The 25,498-nt window shown below is 64.7% G+C and carries 15 protein-coding genes and 2 tRNA genes; 10 read left to right on the top strand and 7 right to left on the bottom strand.

Annotated elements, in window-relative coordinates:
* The first annotated feature begins 173 nt into the window (after positions 1–173).
* Both PE058_RS01665 and PE058_RS01660 read left to right on the top strand, forming a co-directional pair.
* Complete coding sequence (locus tag PE058_RS01665; protein WP_020085812.1) at positions 174–752, top strand: hypothetical protein; 579 nt, start codon at positions 174–176, stop codon at positions 750–752.
* A 172-nt stretch (positions 753–924) separates the two neighbouring features.
* Positions 925–1,836, top strand: coding sequence for a ParA family protein (locus tag PE058_RS01660; RefSeq protein ID WP_020085811.1), 912 nt, complete (start codon positions 925–927; stop codon positions 1,834–1,836).
* A 72-nt stretch (positions 1,837–1,908) separates the two neighbouring features.
* On the opposite strand, the gene PE058_RS01655 is transcribed toward PE058_RS01660, so the two are convergent.
* Positions 1,909–1,983: transfer RNA gene (locus PE058_RS01655), tRNA-Gly, on the bottom strand.
* Between the two features lie 297 nt (positions 1,984–2,280).
* Between PE058_RS01655 and trxA the strand changes: the two genes are divergently transcribed.
* The 6 genes from trxA to PE058_RS01625 all read left to right on the top strand — a co-directional run bounded on the left by trxA (position 2,281) and on the right by PE058_RS01625 (position 11,137).
* On the top strand, positions 2,281–3,195 hold the full coding sequence (gene trxA, locus PE058_RS01650; RefSeq protein ID WP_020085810.1) for a thioredoxin: 915 nt from the start codon (positions 2,281–2,283) through the stop codon (positions 3,193–3,195).
* Positions 3,196–3,337: 142 nt separating this feature from the next.
* Positions 3,338–4,012, top strand: coding sequence for an LON peptidase substrate-binding domain-containing protein (locus tag PE058_RS01645; protein WP_020085809.1), 675 nt, complete (start codon positions 3,338–3,340; stop codon positions 4,010–4,012).
* Between the two features lie 25 nt (positions 4,013–4,037).
* Positions 4,038–4,256 carry a Trm112 family protein gene (locus PE058_RS01640; protein WP_198011178.1) on the top strand — a complete coding sequence of 73 codons (219 nt, stop codon included), beginning with the start codon at positions 4,038–4,040 and terminating at the stop codon, positions 4,254–4,256.
* An 88-nt stretch (positions 4,257–4,344) separates the two neighbouring features.
* Positions 4,345–5,352 (top strand): GNAT family N-acetyltransferase, encoded by a 1,008-nt coding sequence (locus PE058_RS01635; RefSeq protein ID WP_271029681.1) that lies wholly within the window; start codon positions 4,345–4,347, stop codon positions 5,350–5,352.
* Positions 5,353–5,480: 128 nt separating this feature from the next.
* On the top strand, positions 5,481–8,357 hold the full coding sequence (gene mutS, locus PE058_RS01630; RefSeq protein WP_271029680.1) for a DNA mismatch repair protein MutS: 2,877 nt from the start codon (positions 5,481–5,483) through the stop codon (positions 8,355–8,357).
* Positions 8,354–11,137: a [protein-PII] uridylyltransferase gene (locus PE058_RS01625; RefSeq protein ID WP_020085805.1), complete on the top strand. Its 2,784-nt coding sequence runs from the start codon at positions 8,354–8,356 to the stop codon at positions 11,135–11,137. The genes mutS and PE058_RS01625 overlap by 4 nt, the downstream gene beginning before the upstream one ends.
* 307 nt (positions 11,138–11,444) lie before the next feature.
* On the opposite strand, the gene polA is transcribed toward PE058_RS01625, so the two are convergent.
* Entirely contained in the window at positions 11,445–14,444 is a 3,000-nt protein-coding gene (gene polA, locus PE058_RS01620; protein ID WP_271029679.1) for a DNA polymerase I, read from the bottom strand.
* A 144-nt stretch (positions 14,445–14,588) separates the two neighbouring features.
* Between polA and PE058_RS01615 the strand changes: the two genes are divergently transcribed.
* Positions 14,589–14,665: transfer RNA gene (locus PE058_RS01615), tRNA-Arg, on the top strand.
* Positions 14,666–14,826: 161 nt separating this feature from the next.
* On the opposite strand, the gene PE058_RS01610 is transcribed toward PE058_RS01615, so the two are convergent.
* A complete protein-coding gene (locus tag PE058_RS01610; RefSeq protein ID WP_271029678.1) occupies positions 14,827–16,692 on the bottom strand; it encodes an SIR2 family protein in 1,866 nt (621 codons plus the stop codon).
* 258 nt (positions 16,693–16,950) lie between these two features.
* The gene (locus tag PE058_RS01605) at positions 16,951–17,646 is read right to left on the bottom strand and encodes a cysteine hydrolase family protein (RefSeq protein WP_020085803.1); all 696 of its coding nucleotides are present in this window, start codon (positions 17,644–17,646) and stop codon (positions 16,951–16,953) included.
* Positions 17,647–17,952: 306 nt separating this feature from the next.
* Here PE058_RS01605 and PE058_RS01600 point away from each other — a divergent pair, with 306 nt between their 5' ends.
* The gene (locus PE058_RS01600; RefSeq protein WP_271029677.1) at positions 17,953–19,215 is read left to right on the top strand and encodes an MFS transporter; all 1,263 of its coding nucleotides are present in this window, start codon (positions 17,953–17,955) and stop codon (positions 19,213–19,215) included.
* Positions 19,216–19,427: 212 nt separating this feature from the next.
* Here PE058_RS01600 and atzF read toward each other — a convergent pair whose 3' ends face one another.
* From atzF to PE058_RS01585, 3 genes are read right to left on the bottom strand one after another with little or no spacing between them, the layout of a single operon-like run.
* A complete protein-coding gene (atzF, locus tag PE058_RS01595; protein ID WP_271029676.1) occupies positions 19,428–21,227 on the bottom strand; it encodes an allophanate hydrolase in 1,800 nt (599 codons plus the stop codon).
* On the bottom strand, positions 21,224–24,847 hold the full coding sequence (uca, locus tag PE058_RS01590) for an urea carboxylase (protein ID WP_271029675.1): 3,624 nt from the start codon (positions 24,845–24,847) through the stop codon (positions 21,224–21,226). Before uca ends, atzF begins: the two co-directional genes overlap by 4 nt.
* A gap of 1 nt (position 24,848) precedes the next feature.
* Positions 24,849–25,496 carry an urea amidolyase associated protein UAAP2 gene (locus PE058_RS01585; protein WP_271029674.1) on the bottom strand — a complete coding sequence of 216 codons (648 nt, stop codon included), beginning with the start codon at positions 25,494–25,496 and terminating at the stop codon, positions 24,849–24,851.
* Between the last annotated feature and the right edge of the window lie 2 nt (positions 25,497–25,498).

Below are 25,498 nucleotides of genomic sequence, written 5' to 3'. Positions count from 1 at the left end.
GATTAGCAGATGGCGCGGCGCCGGGAAATCGACAGCACGGGTCCGATCTCTTCAAACTGATTAAAACCGCTACGTTCTCAGGGTGTTGCACTTAACCAATCGAAGACCTTGGACGCGGTCGCCGCGCCTGGATCGGTTACAATGGTGGCTCCCACCCCTGGAGCCTTTCTCTCATGTCATTGCGTAGCACTGCGGCCGTCACCTTCGTTGTCACCCTTGCGTCTCTCGCTTCCCCCGCCCTCGCCTGCCGCGGCGGCGGCGAATGCTACGACAAGGTGCGCCTGCCGGATGTCTATCGCACCGTGGAGCGGGATGTGGTTGTGCAACCCGGCTATCGCCGCGTGGTGGAAACCGAGCCCGTGGTCGTCGTGCGGCCCGAGCGCGTGATGATCGCACCAGGACGTGTCAGCTATGAGATGACGCCGCCCGTCACGCGCACCGTGATGCAGGAGATCGTCGTTCGCCCCGCGGGCTATCGCTGGGAATCGACCTACGGCCCCTACGGAGAGCGCCGCTGCAAGGTGCCGGTTCCGGCGGAGGTGAAGCTCGTGCCGCGCGAGGTGCTCGTGCGTCCCGGCCGCCGCGTGCGCGTTGTGTCGCCGCCGGTCTACGGCGTACGCCAGCGCGCAATCGAGGTGCGGCCCGCAGAGCGCTATGTGGTGGCCTATCCGCCTGTCGTGGCGCGTGAGCGCGCACGCGTTCTCGTGAGAGAAGGCGGCACGGCGTGGGTGCGCGCCGGTACCCGCTGGTAAGTGATCAACTCTTGACGAAAGCGGCTGGCAGTTTGGTATCACAGGTCTGCCCGTGCGGGGCGCCGGTGAGAAAATCCGCCGTGCTTCGCGAGGCTGCCACATTCCCGACGCACATCGGACGATGCGGGGATGTCGACGCGACTATCTGAGGCAGGGGAGGCCTCTCTTCGTCATGCGCAATACGATCGCTGTGATGAACACGAAGGGCGGCGTCGGCAAGTCGACCCTTGTGCTCGCTTTGGCCGAAACGCTGTCGGCCTATCACGGCAAGAATGTGCTGGTGATCGATAGCGATTCCCAGGCCTCCGTCTCCAGCATGCTGATGACGATTCCCAATCTGCATCGCTTGCAGCAGAACGGGCTCACCATCGTCGATTTCCTCGTGGCGCGGGTGCTGCAGGATGCGCAGGCCGACTGGCCGCGCTTCGTCGTGAGGAATGTGTCGGATGTCGATGACGCGCGCACGGTCTATCTCGTCCCGAGCGACATGCAGCTCACGTTGTTCGAGCGCGAGGTGTCGAAGGAGAGCCTGCACGGACGCTTGCGCAAGGTGATCGGCGCGCTGCTCGCAGAAGCGCGCTCCGTGTTCGACATCATTCTCATCGACTGCCCGCCGGGCCTTTCCGTGTTGACGGAAAGCTGGCTACGCGAAGCGGACTATCACATATCGCCCACCAAGGCCGACTACGTGTCGGTGTGCGGGCTCGAGGTTTTCCGCCGCTTCAAGGCGCTGAACCCTGAGATGGGTTTTGCCGAGAACATGGGCGTGCTCGTCAACATGAAGGATGTCGGCTCTCCTACCGAGGAGGACTACCACGCCTGGCTGATCAGCAATCCGGACAACCGTTGCTTCGATCAGGTCGTGCCGCGCGCCGTCGCGTTGCAGGAGGCTGCCCGCTTTCACGCTCCCGACCGGTCCTACTTCGCGAAGTATCCGGGCGAGACCGGCAAGGCCTTGCGCAAGCTCTGCGAGGAGGTGCTGGCGCGCATGGGCATTCCAACGGGCGCGACCTCTCAGCCGTCCTCGCCTCCGGTCATTCCGCAGGCAGGCACGCCCGAAGGCCCCGTCTCGGTCGCCCCGTGACGGCCGGCCGCACGAACGCCGTCCGCCCAGGCGATCAGCCTGGGAGCTTCAAAGTCAGCAAATCTGGAAGAATGGAGCGGGCGATGAGATTCGAACTCACGACCCTCACGTTGGCAACGTGATGCTCTACCCCTGAGCTACGCCCGCGTCCGAAATGGGGTAAATCGCGCCTCGAAGCGAGGCGCCCGGTCTTATTGCCTAACCGAAGCGCCTTTGCAAGCGTCTTCCAGCGAAATCTCGGTCTCGGCCGAAAAATGGGCGTCCCGGCCGAGCGAAGGACGGAAAAAGGGCCTTGGACATTGCGCGGCGGGCGCAATTGCGGTTCAGTCCGCGGCGAGAGCGGGGCCGGGGTCGCAAGTCGTCGTGCCGCTTACCATATTGTCAGGCTGAAACGCGGCTGCGAAGCTCTTGGGAGCGCCCGCATGATCTCTGAGGAGTGAAGGAATGGATTTGGGAGCACTGAAGCCCGGCGGGGCTTCGCCGGCCGCTCGCGATCTGATCAAGGACGGAACTTCGGCAAGCTTCGGCAAGGACGTGATCGAAGCGTCGCGCGAGGCGCTGGTGCTGGTCGATTTCTGGGCTGCCTGGTGCGGCCCCTGCAAGCAGCTCACCCCCATCATCGAGAAGGTGGTGACGAGCTACGCCGGCAAGGTGCGTCTGGTGAAGATCAACACCGACGAGCATCCGGCCATTGCGGGCCAGCTCCGCATTCAATCGCTGCCGACGGTTTATGCGTTCCGTGACGGCCGCCCGCTCGACGGCTTCATGGGCGCCCAGCCCGAGAGCGCCGTGCGGGCCTTCATCGAGCGTCTTCTGGGCGAGGATGCCGAGGCCGACATCGCGGGCGTGCTCGAAGCAGCCGAAGCTGCGCTCGAAGCCGGTGATCTGCAAAGCGCCGCCGAGGCTTTCGCGGCCGTGCTTCAGGAGGACCAGCAGAACGCGCAGGCCCTCGCAGGCCTTGCCCGCTGCTATCTGAAGAGCGGCGACGTGGACCGCGCTGCCCAGACGCTGACGCTCGTGCCCCCCGACAAGCAGGGCAGCGCGCCTGTGCAGAGCGCCCGCGCGGCGCTCGAACTCGCCAGGATGGCCGACAAGTCCGACAACAGCGCCGAGCTGGAGCAGCGCCTCGCTGCCAATCCCGCCGACCATCAGACGCGGTTCGATCTGGCGGTGGCTCTCGCCGCACGCGGCAAGAAGCCGGAAGCGCTGGAGCACCTCCTGGATCTCGTTCGCCGCGATCGCAACTGGAACGACCAGGCTGCCCGCAAGCAGCTCGTTCAGTTGTTCGATGCGTGGGGACCCAAGGACGAGCACACCCTCGAGGGCCGCCGCCGCCTTTCGTCGATCCTGTTCAGTTAGATCCGGATCGCGCCGGGCCGCGCAGGCCCGGATGCGGAAATCATCGGTCTTGCCAAAACACTCGGAATGCCTTCGGAATCTCTCCCTACCTGAAGCGTCTCGCCCTGAGACCCGAGTCCCTAGAAGTCGAGGAGCCCGTTTCGTGGCCTTTGCCGATCAATACCGGCACCCTGCCGATCTCCCCTCACGCCTGCCGTTGTTTCCACTGCGGGGGGCCATTCTGCTGCCGGGGTCGATCCTGCCGCTCAGCATTTTCGAGCCGCGCTACCTCGAGATGATCGACGACGTGATGAGCGGCTCGCGCATCCTCGGCATCGTCCAGCCGTCGGGCGGAGATTCGGACGAGAGCCCGCCAGGCAAGACGGTCGAGCTGCGCCGCATCGGCGGAGCCGGACGCATCACGAGCTATCAGGAGCTGGAGGACGGCCGCCTCGCCATCGCCATCACCGGCATCTCCCGCTTCGAGATTGTGGGCGAGGCGGAGACAGGCAAGTCCTATCGCGCGGCCACGGTGAGCTACGACCGCTTCGCAGGCGATCTCACACGCGGCCTCGGCGAGGAGCAGATCGACCGCGCCCGCCTCATCGGCGCTTTGAAATCCTATCTTGCGCGCAACAACCTCAAGACCGACTGGTCCGTGATCGAGCGCGCGCCGAGCGAGTTCCTCATCAACGCGCTGTGCGTGATGTGCCCCTACGGGCCGGAGGAAAAGCAGGCGCTTCTCGAGGCCGCCGATCTCAAGACGAGGGCTGACGTGCTGGTGGCGCTGGCTGAGATGGAGCAGGCCATGCGCGGCGGCTCCGGAACGCTGCAGTGAGGATGCCATGAGCGACGAAACGTCCATCGAGGCCGCGAGCGGGGAGCCCGATCCCAAGCTGCTCGAGCTGCTTGTCTGCCCTCTCACCAAGGGCCCTCTCACCTACGATCGTGCCGCGCGAGAGCTGATTAGCGCCAAGGCCAATCTGGCGTTTCCGATCCGCCATGGCGTGCCGCTGATGACGGTCGAAGCCGCTCGCTCGCTGGATGAGCCGGCTCCGAGGAGCCCTCCGCACTCCTCCTGATCCGGCCCATTCGTCGCAAAATTGTCTCCGATTCGTGCTTGAGTGACCGCGCCGACGACATGCCGGCCCCGATCTTGGACGGAACCCCATGAGCATCGAACGACAGGCCAGGATGCGTCACATCACGAAGCGCATCGCCGGACGTTTGCAGGACAATCCCCTCTTCACTGCGGCGCCTCGTGGTCTGCTGGCCCTCCGGGCCCTGAACGAGAAAGCCCGCTCCAAAGCGCTTCCCTTCGTCCGCAAGTCGCAAGCGAAAGTCTATGGCCGCATCGGTAACCTCGAAGTCCGGCTCGCCCAGGGCCGCAAGGACATCCTGCGCGCCCAGCGGCTGCGCTTCGAGGTGTTCTACGAGGAAATGTCCGCGACACCGAGCGTGATCGCCGGAATGCGCCGCCTCGACCAGGATCCCTATGACGCGGTGTGCGACCATCTGCTCGTCGAGGATCGTTCGACCGACACCATGGCCGGCGAAACCTGGACGCGAACGCGCCGCCCGCACGTGGTCGGCACCTATCGCGTGCTTCGCCAGGAGGTGGCTCAGCGGAGCCTCGGGTTCTACACCGCCAGCGAATACGACATCGATCCCCTCATCGCCGCCAAGTCGCCGCGCTACCGGTTCATGGAGCTCGGCCGCTCGTGCGTGCTGAGGCCCTACCGCACCAAGCGCTCGGTGGAGCTGCTTTGGCATGGCCTCTGGACCTACATTCGCGAGCACAAAGTCGACGTGATGATCGGCTGCGCGAGCTTCGAGGGCACTGATCCCGGCGCCCATGCGATGGCCTTGAGCTTCCTTCATCACCACGCCCTCGCCCCGCCCGAGTGGCGCTGCCGGGCTCACGATCATCTGTACGTGCCGATGGATCGCATTCCGCGCGATAAGGTGGACGCCAAGCAGGCGCTGAAGGCGCTGCCGCCTCTCATCAAGGGGTATCTGCGGCTGGGCGCGTTCGTGGGCGACGGCGCCGTGATCGATCGCCAGTTCGGCACCACGGACGTCTTCGTCATCCTGCCGGTCGAGAACATCGATCCTAGGTATTTCGATCACTTCGGCGCGCCGGACGAGCTGAAAAGCCGCATTGCCGCCGAGGTTTAGGCTCCCTTCCCAGCCACGGTCCCCACGAAATTCCTCCCGCGCCGCCGCGCGGGGTTTCCAATCTCGCGCGCAACCGGCTATCCGTTGGCCGGGAACGGCTTTGGCGCTTGGGGATTGGCGACGTCGGCATGGCGGGTCGAAGACGACATCGGGACGACATCGAGCAGGCAGGTGCCGGGCCGGCGGAGATCCGCGGGGATGCAGGCGCAGAGGCTGCGCCATCCCCCGCCCCGCGTGAGGACGCGACGCTTCCCGCGGCCGCCGCCATCGGCGAGGCCACGCCCTCCATGGCCCAGTTCCTCGAGATCAAGACGGCCAATCCGGACAGCATCCTCTGGTACCGGATGGGCGATTTCTACGAGCTGTTCTTCGACGACGCCGTGGTCGCTTCTCAGGCGCTGGGCATCGTGCTCACCAAGCGCGGCAAGCATCTCGGCCAGGACATTCCCATGTGCGGGGTGCCGATCCATCGCGCCGACGAATATCTCCAGCGTCTGATCCGGCTCGGCTTCCGCGTCGCGGTCTGCGAGCAGCTCGAAGACCCGGCGGAAGCGAGGAAGCGCGGCGCGAAGGCCGTCGTGCGCCGCGACGTCGTGCGCCTGGTCACGCCGGGCACGCTGACGGAGGACACGCTTCTCGATGCGCGCTCCCGCAACTATCTGACCGCCCTGTTCCGGGCGCCGGGCGCCGATGCGGAGGAGCCCCTCATCGGGTCCGATGCGCTCGTCGCCATCGCCTCGCTCGATATTTCGACGGGCGAGTTCGAGGTGGGAGAGTCCAGCGGACGCGACCTGCCGGGCGAGCTCGTGCGGCTCGCACCGGGCGAGGTGATCGCCGCGGATGGCCTGATGGCGGACGCCGAGGTAAAAGCCTGGATCGGACGCGCGGGTGCCGCGGCGACCCCCGTCCCGGCCGCCTCTTTCGACAGCCTCGCGGGCGAGCGCGATCTCAAGGCGCGGCTCGGCGTGTCCGACCTCGGCGCGTTCGGGTCCTTCACGCGACCCGAGCTGGCTGCCATCGGAGCCGTCCTGCGCTATGTGGAGCTGACGCAGATCGGCAAGAAGCCGGTGGTACGCGCGCCTCGCCGCATGGGCACCGGCGCAACCCTCACCATCGACGCCGCGAGCCGCGCGAGCTTGGAACTGGTGCGCTCGACATCGGGCGACAAGTCCGGAAGCCTGCTCGATGCCATCGACCGCACGGTGACAGGCGCCGGCGCGCGTGAGCTGGCCGCGCGCTTGGCCGCGCCGCTCTCCGATCCGCGCGCCATCGAGCAGCGGCTCGATGCGGTCGCGTTTTTCGTAGAGGACGAGCCGGTGCGTGAGGCCGTGCGCGATGCCCTCAAAGGCGCGCCGGATCTGGCGCGCGCCGTCTCGCGCCTCGCCTTCGGCCGCGGCGGACCGCGCGATCTGGCGAGCATCGGCCAGGGCCTTGCATCAGCCGAAGAGGCCGCGTCTCATCTGCGGACCAAGGCCGGCGCCATCGGCCTTCCCGACGAGATCGCGCGTCTCCTGAAGCGCATCGATGGAAAGGGCGCCGATCTCCTGGCGCTTCTCACGGCCGCGCTCGTCGAGGAGCCGCCGCATCTGCGCCGCGACGGCGGCTTCGTGCGCCCGGGCTTTCGCGCGAGCCTGGACGAGGCGCAGAAGCTCCGCGACGACAGCCGCCGCGTGATGGCTGAGCTGGAAGCCCGCTACGTTGATCTCTCGGGCGTCAAGACGCTCAAGGTCCGCCACAACAACATTCTCGGCTACTTCATCGAGGTCACGCAGGCCAACGCCAAGCCGCTCACGGAGCCGCCGTTGAGCGGCACGTTCCGTCATCGCCAGACCATGGCCAACGCCGTCCGCTTCACGACAGCCGAGCTGACGGAGATCGAAGGCCGCATCGCCTCCGCCGCCGATCGCGCCTTGGCTATCGAGCAGGACGTGTTCAACGAGCTGGCGGCTGCGGTGGCCAAGGAGGAGCGGACGCTCTCCGACATCGCGGCGGCGCTTGCCGAGCTGGACCATACCGCAGCCCTCGCCCACCTCGCCCACAACGAGCGTTACGTTCGCCCTAAAGTGGACGACGGAACGGCCTTCGAGATTTTGGGTGGGCGCCATCCCGTCGTGGAGCAGGCGCTGAAACGCGCACGCGGCGGCCCCTTCGTCGCCAATGATTGCCGTCTCGGCCGCGCTGGTGCCGAGCGCCCGCCGGGGTTCGACGAGATGCCGGACGCGCGCATTTGGCTCGTCACGGGGCCGAACATGGCGGGCAAGTCCACGTTCCTGCGCCAGAACGCCCTGATCGCCATCCTCGCGCAGATGGGCTCGTTCGTGCCGGCGAGCGAGGCGCACATCGGCGTCGTCGATCGCGTCTTCAGCCGCGTGGGTGCGGCCGACGATCTCGCACGCGGCCGCTCCACGTTCATGGTCGAGATGGTGGAGACGGCCGCTATCCTCAATCAGGCCACGTCGCGGTCGCTCGTGATCCTCGATGAAATCGGGCGCGGCACCGCGACTTTTGACGGCCTGTCGATCGCCTGGGCCGCCGTCGAGTTCCTGCACGAGGAGACGCGCGCCCGCGTCCTCTTCGCGACCCACTACCACGAGCTGACCGCGCTCGCCGGGCGCCTCGCCTCCGTCGCCAACGTCACAATGGACGTGAAGGAATGGCAGGACGACATCGTGTTCCTGCACCGTGTGAAGGCGGGGGCGGCCGATCGTTCCTATGGCATCCAGGTCGCCAAGCTCGCGGGATTACCCGCGCCCGTCATCTCCCGGGCGCGCGAGGTGCTGGCGCTGCTCGAAAAGTCGGACCGGCGTCGCGGGCAAGGGAACGGCCCGCTGGAGGAGCTGCCGCTGTTCGCCGCCGCCCGCCCGGCGAGCGAGGCGGCGCGCCGCGGACCTTCGCGCCTGGATGTTGCGCTCGACGACCTGAACCCTGATGAGCTATCCCCAAAGGCGGCGCTCGAGGCGCTCTACCGCCTCAAGCAGCTTCGATCCGAAGAGCCCCGCCAATGACTGTATCTCAGTTTCCGCCCGCCCCCTATTTCGACACGCAGGAGCTGCGCCATACGCTGACGGCGCTGTTCAACGCCCACGGCAGTGCGTCGGAAGCCCGGCCCGCGGTGCTCGACCGGCTGAAGCTTCTGGTGAAGGCCGCGCGCGGCACGGCGCGCCTTCAGCTCGAGGCGGACGGCAATGGCCGCCGCTGCGCCATGGGCCTCGCGCGCTTCCAGGACGAGCTGGTGCGGTTGCTCTACGACTACACCGTCGCCCACGTTTATCGCGCCACCAATCCCTCCGACGCCGAGCGCATGGCGGTAGTCGCGACCGGCGGCTACGGCCGTGAGCTGCTGGCCCCGGGCTCCGACATCGATCTCCTGTTCCTGCTGCCTTACAAGCAGACGCCGTGGGGCGAGAGTGTCGCCGAGTACATGCTCTACATGCTGTGGGACCTCGGCTTCAAAGTGGGCCACGCCACGCGCACGGTGGACCAGTGCCTCAAGATGGCGCAGGCCGACACCACCATTCGCACTTCCCTGCTCGACATGTGGCTGATCCAGGGCGACGAGCAGCTTTTCTCAGAGCTTGAGCAGCGGTTTCGCAACGAGGTGATCAAGGGGTCGGAGCGAGCCTTCATCGACGCCAAGATGGCCGAGCGCTCCGAGCGCCACCGCCGCGCAGGCGAAAGCCGCTATAAGGTCGAGCCCAACATCAAGGATGGGAAAGGTGGCCTGCGCGACCTGCACACGCTGCATTGGCTCTCGAAATATCTCCTGGGTCATGAGGTCGGCCCCACCAGCGTAGCCAAGGGCATCTTCACCGAGAAAGAGGTCGCGACCTTCCGCCAGTGCGAGGACTTCCTCTGGACCGTGCGTTGCTTCCTTCACTTCTACACCGGCCGCGCCGAGGAGCTTCTGAGCTTCGAGATCCAGCCCGTTCTCGCCGAGCGCCTCGGCTACAAGGACAAGAGCGGCCTGCGCGCGGTGGAGCGTTTCATGAAGCACTACTTCCTCGTCGCGAAGGAAGTGGGTGATCTCACCACCATTCTCTGCGCCGCGCTCGAAATGCAGCAGTTGAAGAGCTCGCCGATGTTCGACGGCTTGCTCAATCCCATGACCTGGAAGCTCAGACGCCAGATTCGCGAGAAGACGGATTTCCGCATCGACAACGGCCGCATGAACATCGCCGATCCCGGCGTTTTCAAGCGCGATCCCGTGAACCTCATCCGCTTCTTCGCCCAGGCGGAGAACACGAACACGTTCCTGCATCCCAACGCCATTCGCGAGCTGCGCCGCTCCTACAGCTACATCGACGACAAACTGCGCGAGGATCCCGAGGCGAACCGCATCTTCATGAAGCTGCTCACCGGCCACGTGAGTCCGGAGGCGACGCTCAGGCGGATGAACGAGGCGGGCGTACTCGGCCGCTTCATTCCGGAGTTCGGCAAGGTCGTCGCGATGATGCAGTTCAACATGTATCATCACTACACGGTGGACGAGCATCTGATCCGCACCGTGGGCATGCTGACGGACATCGAGCGTGGCGGATCGGCGGGCGAGCTTCCCCTCTCCACCGAGCTGATCAAGACCATTCAGAACCGCCGCGTGCTCTATATCGCCGCGTTCCTGCACGACATCGGCAAGGGCCGCGTCGAGGACCACTCGCTCGTCGGCGCGCGCATCGCCCGCAAGCTGTGCCCGCGTCTCGGCCTTTCGGCTGCCGAGACCGACACTGTCGTCTGGCTCATCGAGCAGCATCTCACCATGAGCAACGTGGCTCAGAGCCGCGACATCTCGGATCCCAAGACGGTGCGCGACTTCGCCGACATCGTGCAAAGCCCGGAGCGGCTTAAGCTGCTGCTTCTCCTGTCGGTCGCGGACATTCGCGCCGTCGGCCCCGGCGTGTGGAACGGCTGGAAGGGCCAGCTTCTCCGCACCCTCTACTACGAGACCGAGCCGTTGCTCTCAGGCGGGCACACGCAGGTGCCGCGCGACACGATCGTCGCCGACGCGCAGGCGGAGCTGCGTGCCGCGCTCAAGGACTGGCCAGCCGAAGACGTGGATCGCTTCATCGGCCGGCACTATCCGGACTATTGGTTGCGCACGGAGCCCAAGCGGCAGATCTATCACGCGCGCCTGTTGAGGCGGGCGGAGAGCGAGGGCAAGACGTTCGCGGCGGAGCACGCGACGGATGCCTTCACCGCCATCACCGAGCTCACGGTGTTCGCGCCCAACCACCCGCGGCTCTTGTCCCTGTTCGCGGGTGCGTGTGCGGCCAACGGCGCCAACATCGCGGGCGCCCACATCACCACCACGCGCGACGGCTTCGCGCTCGACACCTTCCTGCTCGCGCGCGAGATGGACCAGGACGAGGACGAGCTGCGCCGCGCAACCCGCATCGAGGAGACCATCGAGCGCTTGCTGCGCGGAGAGACCTGGGTGCGCGCCCTGTTGGAGAAGCGCCGCCCCGCCCCGCCTCGCGTCGAAGCCTTCACCGTCGCGCCGGAAGTCTACGTCAACAACGCGCTTTCCGATGCCTTCACGGTGATCGAAGTGACGGGGCGCGACCGCACGGGTCTTCTCTACGAGCTGACCAACGCGCTCTCCGACCTTTCGCTGGATATTGCCTCCGCCCACATCACCACCTTCGGCGAGAAAGCGGTGGACGTATTCTATGTCACCGATCTTACGGGCAAGAAGATCGAGAGTGACAACCGCCAGCAATCGATCAAGGACCGCCTGACCACGATCCTGGAGGGGCCTGCTTCCGGCTCATCGCCCGCGGAAGCTGGATAATCACCTCAACTCCCCGTTCGAAGACACGAAAATCAGTAGGTCTCCCGAGCGATATCCGCTGGGCCAAAACTGATGCCCGAGCTTGGATCTAACAGGTCGCTCCATTCTGGGTTCATCGTCTCAATGACCCGGAACCTTCGAGGCACGGCGCCAATCCTTCAGCCGCTTTTCTCTTTTGATTGCATCGGCCATCCGATGTTTGAGGTCGCTCATAATACCCACGTCACCCCGACGAAGGTCGGGGTCCACGCAAGTAGAAGTTGTCGCGATCGCGGACGCCCCCGCCCCCGGATGACAACGCCGAGAGCTAATGCGCCGCTTCCCAGTTCGCGGCGGCTTTCGCGTCCACGTGGATCGGCACCGAGAAGTGCACGGCTGGCTCCGCAGCTTTTTCCATCACGCGGCGCGCCACGCCGATCAGCCGGTCCGCCTCGCCTGCCACCACCTCGAAGATCAGCTCGTCATGCACCTGCAGCAGCATCCGCGCCGACGAAAGCCCGGCTGCGTCGAGGGCGGCCTCCATGCGGATCATGGCCCGGCGAATGATGTCCGCCGCGCTGCCCTGGATCGGCGCGTTGATCGCCGCGCGCTCGAGAAACCCGCGCACCGACGGGTTCTTGGTGTTGACCTCGGGATAGTGAATGCGCCGCCCGAAGATCGTCTCCACGAAACCCGTGTCGTGGACCTGCTTCTTCGTGGCCTCCATGTAGTCGCGGATGCCTGGGAAGCGTTCGAAGTAGGTCTTGATGTAGGCGCCCGCCTCCTCGCGCGAGATGCCGAGCTGGTTGGCGAGGCCGAAAGCGGAGATGCCGTAGATGATGCCGAAGTTGATCGCCTTCGCGCGCCGGCGCACTTCCGCCGGCATTCCCTGCACCGGCACGCCGAACATTTCCGACGCCGTCATCGCGTGAATGTCGAGGCCTTCCGCGAAGGCGCGCTTCAACTGCGGAATATCCGCGATGTGGGCGAGCACGCGCAGCTCGATCTGCGAATAGTCCGCCGATACCAGCGTATTCCCCGTCTCCGCGATGAAGGCGGTGCGGATCTCGCGCCCTTCCTTGGTGCGGATGGGGATGTTCTGCAGGTTGGGATCGGACGAGGCGAGCCGTCCCGTCGTGGTGGAGGCGAGCGCATAGCTCGTGTGAATGCGCCCCGTATCGCTATGGATGAACGCGGGCAGCGCATCCGTATAGGTGGAGCGCAGCTTCGAGAGCTGGCGCCATTCGAGCATCTTGTTGATCAGCCCGCGTGCCTCCTCCGGCACGTCCTCGTTCGCCGCCAGATCGTCGAGCAGGCTCGCGCGCGTCTCCCACTGGCCGCTCTTGGTGCGCTTGCCGCCGGGAAGCTGGAGACGGTCGAACAACAGCTCGCCGAGCTGTTTCGGAGAGCCGAGGTTGAACTTGTGCCCGACGAGATCGTTGATCTCCTCCTCGAGCCGGGCGAGCGTCTGGGCGAAGGTTGAGGAGAGCCGCGAGAGCACGCTGCGGTCCACATGGATGCCGTGATGCTCCATGCCGACGATGACCGGCACCAGCGGGCGTTCCAGCGTCTCGTAGACGGTGGCGAGATGCTCGGCCGCAAGCCGCGGCTTGAGCTTGTGCCAGAGCCGCAGCGTCACGTCCGCATCCTCGGCGGCGTATTCGGTCGCTTTGTCGATCGGCACCTGCGCGAACGTCTTCTCCGCCTTTTTGGCGCCGGGCGCATGCTCGAGCACCTTGTCGAACGAGAGGCAGGTGTGTCCGAGGTGGCGCAAGGCGAGATCGTCCATGCCGTGACCGCCCCGGCCCGCATCGAGCACGTAGGAGATCAGCATGGTGTCGTCGATGGCCGCCACGCGGATACCGTGCCGCTTCATCACCAGGCAATCGAACTTGATGTTCTGGCCGATCTTGAGAACGGCCGGATCTTCGAGCAGCGGCTTGATGAGCGCGAGCGCTTCGCGCAGAGGAGCCTGGACAAGCCCCCCGCCGTCGCCGAAATCGAAGCCGCCCGTCGCGGCGCGGTGACCGACCGGCACATAGCAGGCTTTCCCCGGCGCAACCGCCAGCGAGAAGCCCACGAGATCGCACGTCATGCAGTCGAGCGCGGTGGTCTCGATGTCGAAAGCGACCCGGCCAGCCTCGCGGGCCGCGGCGATCCACCAGGCGAGCCGGTCGAGCGTGACGACGGTCTCGTATTGGGAGCGGTCGAACGGCACCTTGACGATGCGCGCCGAATGAATAGCAGCGCCTGCGGCGGGCGTCCCGGGGCCATGATCCTCGGGGCTGGCGCCGTCCTTACCGGCGGCCGGAGCAGCCGCGCCGCGCGCAGACTTCGCGGGCGCCACGGCCTCGCCGGCGGGTGCGGCGGGCACCTCCACGCCGAGCTTCTCGGAAATCCGCTTGGTGAGCGTCGAGAACTCCATCTTGCGCAGGAAGCCGAGCAAGGCATCGGGCTTCGGATCCTGCACGCCGGTCTGCTCCACGGGAACGGTCACCGGCACGTCGTCCTTGAGGGTGACGAGGGCGCGCGAGATGCGGGCCTGCTCGGCGAACTCGATCAGCTTCTCGCGCCGCTTCGGCTGCTTGATCGAGCCGGCGGCTGCGAGCAGCGAGTCGAGGTCGCCGTATGAGGTGATGAGCTCCGCCGCCGTCTTCACGCCGATGCCCGGTACGCCCGGCACGTTGTCGGTGGAGTCGCCCGCCAGCGCCTGCACGTCCACAACTTTCTCCGGCGCCACCCCGAACTTCTCGAACACCTCGTCGCGGCCGATCTTCTTGTTCTTCATGCCGTCCCACATGACGACACCGGGCCGCACGAGCTGCATCAGGTCCTTGTCGGACGAGACGATGGTGACATCGCCCCCCGCGTCCACCACCTGCTTGGCGTAGGTCGCGATCAGGTCGTCCGCCTCGTAGCCGAGCTGCTCGATGCAGGCCACGTTGAAGGCCCCCACGGCCTCGCGGATCAGCGGGAACTGCGGCACCAGCTCCTCCGGCGCGGGCGGGCGGTGCGCCTTGTACTCCTGGTAGATCTCGTTGCGGAACGTCTTCTCCGAGGCGTCGAAGATGACGGCGAGATGGGTCGGGGCCTCCGCGGCCTTGGTCTCGACCAGGAGTTTCCACAGCATGGCTGCGAAGCCGTGCACCGCGCCCACCGGCAGGCCATCCGAGGGCCGCGTGAGGGGCGGCAGCGCGTGGAAGGCGCGGAAAATGTAGCCGGAGCCGTCCACGAGGTAGACGTGGCTACCCTTGACGATTGGCACGGGCTCGCCCTCGGGAACGGAGCAGATGGCGGCGCGGGGAGTTTTGGAGGAGTTTTCGCTCATGGCGGGGCAATATAGGGGGTAAGAGGGGGCTGGTCAGCACCCTGGGCATGAACTTCCCCGGCCTGCCAAGAGGCCGTTTGCCCCACGTCCCGGAATGCGCTATCAGGAGCCTCCCGGCGCCCCTGCGACACCGGTCGACGCGCTGCACCCGTAGCTCAGCTGGATAGAGTGCTGCCCTCCGAAGGCAGAGGTCACAGGTTCGAATCCTGTCGGGTGCGCCATCCGGCCCTTGGGGCTGCAGACTACTTTCCCCTCAAACCGTGATCTGGACGGCAGAAGTTCGGCTCTTCGACCGACAGCGGCAGCGCTAGCAAATTCTGTGTGGGTCCGCTTCGGGCCATGAGCGGTCGCATCCACGTGAGGCCCCATGCTCGCGCCTAGCCTAGATGAATGACAATACTTCCTGAAGATCTCGCACCTCCTTGAGCGAATATGTCCATATATTGGTGTCGGTATAATTTGTCTCTCCGGGATTGATGCACAAAGTTCGCGCCCCTGATCTGGCAGCCCATTGATCATTTAGGTTATTCCCTACAAATAGCACGTCCATAGGCTCGCACCGGCGCTCGGCGCAAACACGGCCGATGTAACGAGCTTTGCCCTCAAAGTCGAACGACGTTCCCCAGATCATTTTTATGATACCTTTTTCATCAAAGTGCATTTCATTTGCTTTTATTTCGTGCACATACCGCAGGCTGATACCCAATTTTTCAACGATAATTTGTCTAATAGAGCCGCTAGTTATGTAAATAGGTATCCCCCGATTAGACAAAATTTCAAATGTCTGTTCCATGCCAGGAATTGTTTTTATATTTTCGGCAATCTGTTTTAGGTGGTGTCGGCTAAAGCTCCGCTTTCGCAGTTGTTCGCATGTTTGATCGCACCAATTCTGGTGCGTGATGCGCCCCGCAGTAAAATCGGCGTGTAACACACCTGCGTCATTTATTTTATACCCAACGGAATCCCATATTCTCTCCCAAGTACTCTTGAGTCCTTGGGATTGAGTGAGGGTTCCCCCAAAATCAAATATCACCGCACTAGTCTGCCTGCCCAGCTCCTTGTACTCAACTCGCGCCTTGATTTTCTCTCCTTTCGCGATGTCATGGTTTGCTTTGTAGTACATAGTATAGGTGGCCATTAAATCATCTTCTTTGCCAGCACCGAGCATTCCAACACACCCAAGCCTCGCCTCGATTGCTTCAAGCGCGGATCGCTCTATGGACGGAAATATCAAACGCCCGCGGCTATCTCGGGTTGGCTGCTGCTCAAATTTTCGAAAGTTATGCCTTCGAAGGCCTACTTCTTGTGCTAGCTGGCTCCAGCTAATATTTTTCTTTGTTCTAAAATAGAAGAGCTTAAACGGATTAATCTGAACTTGGTCATTGGCGCGAGCTACGCGCATTGTCGCCTTTGATCTACCCTTTAGCGGCCTTGCCTCGGAGCTTATTGCATCAGCCAATTGGGCAAACGACCTCGCCCAATCCGCATCTGTATCTATACTGACTACCTCAATCTTGTCTCGCTGATCCAAAAGCAACTTTTGCTCATCAGACGCTCTCCACATCCAGGCATAATGGCGGATATGCCGATCTCTTTTTATATCCCGTAGCCACGGAAAAAGACCTTGGGAGAGATGGGGATCAGAATAAGAGTATCCCACAAAGAGAATTGTTTTTTCGAGAACATGGTTCTGTAAGTAGTTGTATGCGATCTGATTTTTGTCTTTCCAGTTTGCATAATCGCTGCTGGTCAACGTTCTGAAATTTCGCGTGGTACCATGTAAGTGTATCAACGGTGAGCCGCTGCGATTCGAATCATTCAGCCTTTCGTATTCGTCCGGGGCATCAATTGGGTCGTTGCATTCAAGCGCACGTTCGAGCAGGTCATCGTAGTTTGTAGTGTAGACCAAGTGCCATGGAAGTGAGGCAAGAGAGGTATGAGCGTCCGAGAGACCATAATTTTCTCCGTTTAGAAGTTTGCGTAGCGTCTCCTCCAACTTGTCTCGGCCTCTTTTGAGAATGATGGCGTCGAACAAGTCCAGGGGATTGTCGCGATAGGCTCCGCTGTCCATAAGAAATTCATTCGCGACCGCCCGCGACAGCTCGGCCCAAAGTGGCATGCGCTCGCTGCTTGCACTTCTGGGAACTGCTTGGTGTGAAATACCGGCGCCGACAAACAAGATCAGCTTATCTTGCGCAAGCAGTTTAGCTAAATGCGCCGCATGTTCTTTCGGAAGAACGTCAGCCATTAAAAGTCCACCACAAAATTGCCGGAACTCGAGGGACGCTTCCCGTGATCACATTATGAGAATGTTGTACCCTGATGACCGTAGCCGGACGCAGTGCGATATTGCAAGCTCTGTGAGCGAACTGTTCGCACCGCGACAGTAGCCGCTACCCTTAGCGCCCCTCAGAACGTCAGCATTTCCCGCGCAAGCCGACTTACTTTCACCTGACGGTCGGTTGTCGGTCTTCGTAGCTTCGCTCTACTGCGAAACCGCCCGCGCTCACCCCAACCCCATCAGCGCCTTGAGCTCGGCTGACGACATCACGTGGCAGTAGATCATGTTCATGATCTCGAGCTCCTTGTGATGGAGCTCGTCGGTTCCCGCCGCGCAGCAGTCTTCCACCACGACGACGTTGAAGCTCTCGTCCGCGAGGCTGCGCACGGTCGAGGAGACGCACTGGTCGGTGAAGATCCCGCAGCACACCACGGTCTTGATGCCGAGGTTCGTGAGGATCAGCCGGAGATTGGTGCCGGTGAGCGCGCTGTCGGTGGTCTTGGTGACGACGATCTCGTCACCAGCCGGCGCGAGGCTCTTCGGGATCTGCGACGGCTCCTCGTCCTTGGGCAGCAGCAGATTGTTCCAGCCCGGCATCTTCTGCGACAGCGAGCGGTCGCGGCCGTCCTTGGTGTGGCACGCGATCCGCGCGAACAGACATTCGATGCCGGCCGCGCGGAAGGATTGAAGCAGGTCGCGCGTGCGCGGCAGCACGATGCCGTTCATCCGGTCGTGAAACGGCGTCCACGCGTCGTAGCGGGCCTGCTCCTCGGCGGAGAGCGAGGCGCGCTCAGGACGCGCGAGATACACGTTCTGCACGTCGATCACGAGCAGCGCGGTGTGGGCTTTGTCGAGATCGGGATCGGCGGGCTCCGGCGCACCCTGATAGTAGAAGGAGCGATACGCGGTCTTCCAGCTCATGCGCGGTCCCGAACGTTGCCAGCAATTGAACGGCTAGCAGTGCACTTCGACTCTGCAAAAGCAAGCGAGACTGCGGGCTCCCCAGAACTCCGCACGTCGAACCCAAGACGCCGACGCGCAAAACGCTTACGTCTGAGCAATCTCCGAGCGATGTGAAGCCCCTGCGCCGCATTGGCGCGCGCGTGGCGCATAGCTCGCCTTCCCAGAGTGCGATTGAAACATTTGCCGTCGCCAATACGTTGCATCGCAACATGGATGGCCGCCGCACCGGTCAGCGCAGACGCGCACAGTCTCAGGGATCGAGCAATGATGGCATGGTTTCGGCGAGCGTTTCAGGATGCCGATCGCGGGATGGGCATCGGCGCCGCAGCCCCGCCCACCGGAAGCGTCTCTCCCGATGCGCCCCCGGTCCACGCGGCGCTCGTTCTGTTCGCCTTGGCCATGGGCGGCTTCGCGATCGGCACCACCGAGTTCGCGGCCATGAGCCTCGTGCCCTATTTCGCTCCGAGCCTCAGCATTGACGAGCCGACCGCCGGTCACGTCATCAGCGTCTACGCGCTCGGTGTCGTCGTGGGCGCGCCGGTCATCGCGGTGCTCGCCGCGAAGTTCGAGCGGCGCGCGCTCTTGATCGGCTTGATGCTGGTGTTCGCGGTCGCCAACGCTCTGAGCGCGCTCGCCCCGGACTACCGCACGATGCTGGCCTTCCGCTTTCTGAGCGGCCTCCCGCACGGCGCCTATTTCGGCGTCGCCTCGCTCATGGCGGCCTCGCTCGTCCCCGTGAACCGGCGGGCGCAGGCCGTCGCGCGCATGATGCTGGGCTTGACGGTCGCGACCATCGTCGGCGTTCCCCTGGCGAATGGCGTGGGGCAGGTCATGGGCTGGCGCTGGGGGTTCGCCGTCGTAGCGGTCCTCGCACTTCTTACCGCCTGGCTGCTCTACGCATTTGCACCGCTGAGCAGGCCGCAGCCGGGCGCGAGCCCCCTGCGCGAGCTTGGCGCGCTCTGGCGGCTTCAGGTCTGGCTGACGCTCGGCATTGGCGCCATCGGCTTCGGCGGCCTGTTCGCGGTGTATACCTATCTCGCATCGACGCTGATGGAGGTGACGCACGCCGCACCTTCCACCGTGCCGGTCGTGCTCAGCGTCTTCGGCGTCGGCATGACCGTGGGCACGCTCGTGTGCGCGCGTTTTGCTGACCGGGCAGTGATGCCGACCATAGGCGGCACGCTGCTGTGGAGCGCGGGAGCCCTCGCGCTCTATCCTTTCGCGCTCGGCCATGTGGGCACGGCGATGGTGGCGGTCTTTCTTGTCGGGTGCGGCGGTGGCCTCGGAACGGTGCTGCAGACGCGCCTCATGGACGTGGCGGAGGATGCGCAAACGCTGGCTGCGGCGCTCAACCATTCGGCCTTCAATGCCGCGAACGCGTTGGGCCCCTGGCTGGGCGGCCTCGCCATCGCGGCGGGCTATGGATGGACGTCCACGGGATGGGTCGGCGTGGCACTCGCGCTCGGCGGCTTCGTCATATGGCTGGTGTCGCTCGCCGGTATGCATGTGCGTCAGCCTCACGCGTGAGGCAAGGGGGCCGGGCTGCGCCCGCGCGGACGAGACGAGGCCCGTCCGGCTTTATGCTTCCAGTCTTCTGACCCCGCGAACAGAGACTTCCACCCGAGTGGCTGTTGTTTCGCGCGAAGACCGGCCCCCGCCTCACCCAACGCAGACATTCAGGCGAGACCTTGGCGCAAGCCCCGCCTTTCGAAAAGACGGCGCGGCCTGTTGCAGAGGCGCTACGTCCGCTGTGCGAGCCACGCGCGCCACCCGCCATAGGCGGTGATGTCGGTAGCGTCGCCGACGGCGTGATGCTCGCAAAGGAACCCCTTCACCAGGCTTCCGTCCGCCAGTGCGAGCGTGCCGATGCCGAGCGGCGGCGGAATGAGCGCGACGAACGAGCCGAACGCCGCCTCGTCCATGTCCCAGATCTCGACCTCGATGTGGCCCGCGCCCCGGTTGTCGCGTACGAGCCCGGGCTTAGCCGGTTTCGTTCCGGCCAATGCATAGAAGCTGTATCCCGCAGCGGTCCGTGTAGTCCGAACCAGGCGGGCCGAGCGTTCCTGAAGCTGAACGTTGAGCGGCTGGCCCGAAAGATGCGCGCCGACCACGGCAACGGAGACGCGGCCGGTAGGTGGCGCAGCCGCGACCGCAGGCGTCTCATTCAGCGTCGCGGCGGTTGCACCCAGCCGGAGATTGTCCAGCTTGCGGTGTAAGCCGTCGCCGATGTCGGCAAGACGCCCATCCTCGAACGCGCGCCCGATCAGCGTCACGCCGAATGGCAAGCCGTTCGAGCGGAAGCCAGCCGGAATGGCAAGCGCGGAGAGATCCATGAGGTTCACGAAATTCGTGTAGAGCCCGAGGTTGGAATTGAGACGAAGGGGATCGGCCAGCACGTCCCCGATCTTGTACGTCGTCCCCGTTGTCGGCAGCAGAAGCACATCCATCGCGCGCCATTGCGCCTCCGCCTCACGAACGAGCGCGGCGAGCTCATAGAACCCGGCGAAGGCGTCGGCGGCCGTGAGAGACGCGCTGTTTCGAATAATGCCGCCGACGATCGGATCGAGCGCGCCGGGATTGCCATCGGCAAAAGCGCGGATCGCCGCGAGCCGTTCCGCCACCCAGGGACCCGCGTAGAGCAGGCGCGCGACCTTCTGAAACGGCGTGAAATCGATCTCGACGATCTCGGCACCCATCTCGGCCAGACGATCCACGCTCGCCCGGTAGAGCCGCGCGGCTTCGCTGTCTCCGAAGAATTCGAGACCGCTCTTCGGAATGCCCGCGCGCAAAGATCCCGCATGGGCTTCGAGTGCGAACGGACGCGGAGCGCGCCGCGAATAGGCGTCGTCGTTGTCATAGGCGACAGCAACGGCCGTCGCGGCAGCCGCATCCGCCACCGTAAGGGCGAATATCGAGACGGTGTCCTGGGTCCGGCAAGCCGGCACCACCCCTCGCGCCGAGAGCAGGCCCTTGGTGGGCTTCAATCCCACGATGTTGTTGAAGGCAGCGGGCACGCGCCCCGAGCCTGCCGTGTCGGTTCCAAGTGCGAAAGAGACGAGACCGCCCGCGACGGCGACGGCCGAGCCGGAGCTCGATCCGCCGGAGATGTAGTCCGGATCGAAGACGCTTGTGGGAATGCCGTAAGGCGAGCGCGTGCCGACCAGCCCCGTTGCGAACTGATCGAGGTTTGTCTTGCCGATCACGATCGCGCCGGCTGCTTCGAGCCGCTCGACCACTGTCGCCGATCGCGCGGGAACATAGGCGAAATCCGGACACGCGCACGTGGTCGGCAATCCCGCCACGTCGATGTTGTCCTTGACCGCGAAGGGAATGCCGGAGAGCGGACCCTTCGCGGCGTCCTCCGCGCGGACAAGCGCCGTCTCGCGCGGCACGAGCGAGATCCAGGTGGGCCGCTCGCCCGCCGCGCCGATGCGCCTGTAGACTTCATGGATCACGTCGCGAGGAGTGAAAGCGCCTGCGTCGTAGGCTGCCTTCAAGGTTGCGAGGTCGAGCGAAAGCGAGGAAAGCGCCGAGGTCATTGCGCAGCCTCCGAAGCATCTTCGGCAAGAACGATCAATGTCTGCCCGAGAGCGACCGGCCGGCCCTCTGCGCAGCGGATCTCGCTCACGGTTCCGTCTGCGGGCGCGTGCACTGACATTTCCATTTTCATCGACTCGACCACGACGAGAACGTCGCCCTCTTTGACGCGCGCTCCCTTGCTCACCTCGATCTTCCACACCGCGCCGGGCACCGGGCTCGCCACCGCGAGGGAGCCCGCTGGCAGGTCGTCTTCTGCGCTGGTATCGGAGCCGGCATGGCTGACGGCCGCGCCAGATTGATCGCTCGCCTGCCACCGCGATCGCTCCGCTTCGAAGGCCGCCTGCTGGCTCTGCTTGAAACGGGCGATGTCGTCCCCGTTGTCGGCAAGGAAACGGCGATAGTCCGAAAGCTTGAATGTCGTGGGCTCGATCTTGAGACCGGCTTTGCCTTGCAGGAAGCCGTCGCGGAACGAGAGCAACTCGTCCGCGCCCATGGGATAGAAGCGGATCTGATCGAAGAACCGCAGCAGCCAGGGTTTGTCCGCTTCGAACTCCGCCGTCACCCGGTGTGTGTTCCACACCTGGCTGGTGCGCCCGATGAACTGATAGCCGCCCGGCCCTTCCATCCCGTAGATGCAGAGGTAGGCTCCTCCGATGCCGACGGCGTTCTCGGGAGTCCAGGTGCGTGCCGGGTTGTACTTCGTCGTCACAAGGCGATGGCGCGGATCTATCGGCGTCGCCACCGGTGCGCCGAGGTAGACGTCACCGAGGCCCAGCACGAGATAGCTCGCGCCATAGGCGATGCGCTTGACGTCCTCCACGCTCTCGAGGCCGTTGATGCGGCGGATGAACTCGATGTTCGACGGGCACCACGGCGCATCCGCGCGGACGGACTGCATGTATTTGGAGATCGCGAGCTGCGTCGCCGCGTCATCCCAGGAGAGCGGCATGTGCACGATGCGGCTCGGCACCTCGATATCGCCGATGTCGCCCATCGCCTCCTCGATGGCGGCCAGCTCCGCGAGCAGCGTTTTGAGCGGCAGCGTCCGGCTGTCGTAGTGGATCTGAAGCGAGCGGATGCCGGGCGTGAGGTCGATGATGCCGGGGACTGCCAGGGCTTCGAGCTTGCTCATCAGCACATGCGCGCGGAAGCGCAGCTCAAAATCGAGAACGATCGGCCCGTACTCGACGAGCAGGTATTTGTCGCCCGCGCGCCGGTAGACCACACGCGGCAGCGCGCCCTCTTCCGGATGCTCGCCGACGATGCAGCCGTCCGCGCCGACGAGATCCGGATCGACGGCCGCTGGGCTGGCCGCGACGGCCAATGTGGCGATCTCACTGTCCTGCCTGATTTCGAGCGCGCACGCCTCCGATGGCGTGAGGCGCTTGAAGACCACTTTGTCGCCCGGACGAAGCTGGCCGAGCTTCCACAGCTCGGCTTGGACGATGGTGGCCGGACAAACGAAGCCGCCGAGGGAAGGCCCGTCCGGCCCCAGGATCACCGGCATGTCTCCGGTGAAATCGACCGCGCCGATGGCATAGGCGTTGTCGTGGATGTTGCTCGGATGCAGACCCGCCTCGCCGCCGTCCGAGCGCGCCCAGGCGGGTTTGGGACCGATGAGACGCACGCCAGTGCGGTTGGAATTGTAGTGCACCTCCCAGGACGCGGCGAAAAACGTGGCGATGTCGTCCTCAGTGAAGAAGTCCGGCGCGCCGTGGGGGCCGTAGAGAACACCGATCTCCCAGCAGCGCGCGAGGGAGGGACGGAGTTCGGTCGCGAGCGGCGCGGCAACGCCGCCGTTCGCTCCGTGCCGTGCGATGTGCACCACGTCTCCGGTCAGCAGCGCCCGTCCGCCGTGCCCGCCGAACTTTCCGAGCGTGAACGTCGCCCGGCTTCCGAGATAGGAGGGCACATCGAAGCCGCCGCGCACGGCGAGATAGGCGCGCGCCCCGGCGCCGGTGACGCTGCCGAGCGTCAGCACGTCTCCCTTCGAAACGGCCACAGGCTCCCAGAACGGCACGGCGCGCCCGCCGATCTTGGCGCTCATATCCGCGCCCGTAAGGCAGATGACACTGTCGCAATTGAACTGAAGCGTCGGCCCGGAAAGCGTGAGCTCGAGGGCGGGCGTTCCTTCCGCGTTGCCCACGAGCCGGTTCGCGAGACGAAACGACAGGTGGTCCATCGGCCCGGACGGCGGCACGCCGACGGCCCAATAGCCTGTACGCCCTGGCCAGTCCTGGATCGTGGTCTGGGTGCCGGGCACCAGCACCTCGATCGTCGCAGCTTCGTAGTCGAAGGTCGCGAGCGTGCGCGTCAGCATTTGCCCGTTCGCCAGCACGTCCGACACCGCGAGCTGCCGCAGATAGTCGAGATTGGTCTCCAGTCCGCCGATCGTGGTGGCCGCAAGCGCGTCCTGGAGCCGGGAGAGAGCAGCGGCCCGCGTGTCGGCCTTCACGATGATCTTCGCGAGCATCGGATCATAGAACGGAGAGACCTCCGCACCGCTCTCCACCCATGTCTCGACCCGCGCGTCGTCCGGCCAGCTCACATGCGAAAGCTGCCCTGAGCTCGGACGGAAATCGCGCCCCGGATCTTCCGCATAGAGCCGCACTTGGATCGACGCCCCTTTGGGCGCGATGCGCTCCTGATCGAGCGGCAGCGTCTCGCCGGCTGCCTGGCGGACCATCCACTCCACGAGATCGACGCCATGCACCTCCTCGGTGACGCCGTGCTCCACCTGCAGGCGCGTATTGACTTCGAGGAAGTAGAACGCGTCCGTATCGCTGTCGTAGAGGAATTCCACCGTCCCGGCGCTCTCGTAGGACACCGATTGCCCGAGCTGCCGGGCTGTCTCCCACAGGGCGGCGCGCGTTGTGTCTGAGAGCCCCGGCGCGGGGGTCTCCTCAATGACTTTCTGGTTGCGCCGCTGCGCGGAGCAATCCCGCTCTCCGAGCGCGATCACGCGTCCGCGTCCGTCGCCGAAAATCTGCACTTCGATATGCCGCCCCCGCGAGACGTACTTCTCGAGGAACAGACCCGGGTCCTTGAAGTTGTTGCGGGCGAGCCGCTCGACCCTCTCGTAGAGCGGGGCCAGCTCCGCGGCGGAGGAGACAAGCTGAAGCCCGATGCCGCCGCCGCCAGCCGTGCTCTTCAGCATCACCGGATAGCCGATGCGCTGAGCCTCGGCCTTCGCGTTGTCGAGGTTGGCGATCAGCCCGGATCCCGGCGCAAGCGGAACGCCCGCCGCGAGCGCCAGCTCGCGAGCGCGGTGCTTGAGGCCGAAAGCCCGCATCTGATCCGGTTTCGGCCCGATGAAGGTGATTCCCGCTGCCGCGCAGGCATCCGCGAAGTCCGGGTTCTCGGACAGGAACCCGTAGCCGGGGTGAATGGCTTCCGCGCCGGTAGCTCTTGCAGCTTCAAGGATGGCCTCGGTCTTGAGGTAGCTTTGCGCCGCCGCCGCCGGACCTATCGCCACGGCTTCGCCAGCCTGTGCCACATGCATGGAATGACGGTCCGCGTCCGAATAGACGGCGACGCTGCCGACGCCCATGCGGTCGAGCGTGCGAATGATCCGGCAGGCGATGGCGCCGCGATTTGCAATCAGGACTTTCTTGAACACGTCACGCGCCCTCCGGCCAGATCAGCACCGCGATGGGTGTGGGGTTGTAGGCATTGCAGGGGTTGTTGAGCTGCGGGCAGTTGGAGATGAGGACGATCACGTTCATCTCTGCGCGCATCTCCACGTATTTGCCCGGCCCTGAGACGCCGTCGGCAAAGGTGAGGCCGCCGTCGGGCGTCACCGGCACGTTCATGAAAAAGTTGATGTTATGGGCGATGTCGCGCTTGGTGAGCCCGTAGTGCTCGTTCTCGACGACAGCCAGGAGATAGCTGTCGCGGCAGGCGTGCATGCTCTTCTTTTCGAGCGCGTAGCGCACCGTGTTGCTCTCGGTGGCGCACGCCCCGCCGAGCGTGTCGTGGCGTCCCACCGTGTCTGCCGTGATCGTGAGCATAGGACGGCACAGATCGGACAGCAGCACGGATCCCGCGCCAAGGTAGACGTTTCCCTGCTCGCGGATGGTGTCGCAGGCCGAATAGCGCTCGTGCGGATCGTCGGCGTTGAAGAAGAGCGTGTCCGCGGCTTGGTTGCCTTCGAGGTCGACGATGCGTAGCGTCTCGCCACGCCTGACGACATGCATCCAGTAGCCGCCTGCCGGAACCGTCTCCCGATAGCCCGCGGTGCCTGAGGAGAGAGAGCTGTCCTTGATCATGA

The sequence above is a fragment of the Hyphomicrobium sp. DMF-1 genome (assembly GCF_027886585.1).
Classification (GTDB): domain Bacteria; phylum Pseudomonadota; class Alphaproteobacteria; order Rhizobiales; family Hyphomicrobiaceae; genus Hyphomicrobium_C; species Hyphomicrobium_C zavarzinii.
This window is presented reverse-complemented; position numbering and strand designations above follow the sequence as displayed.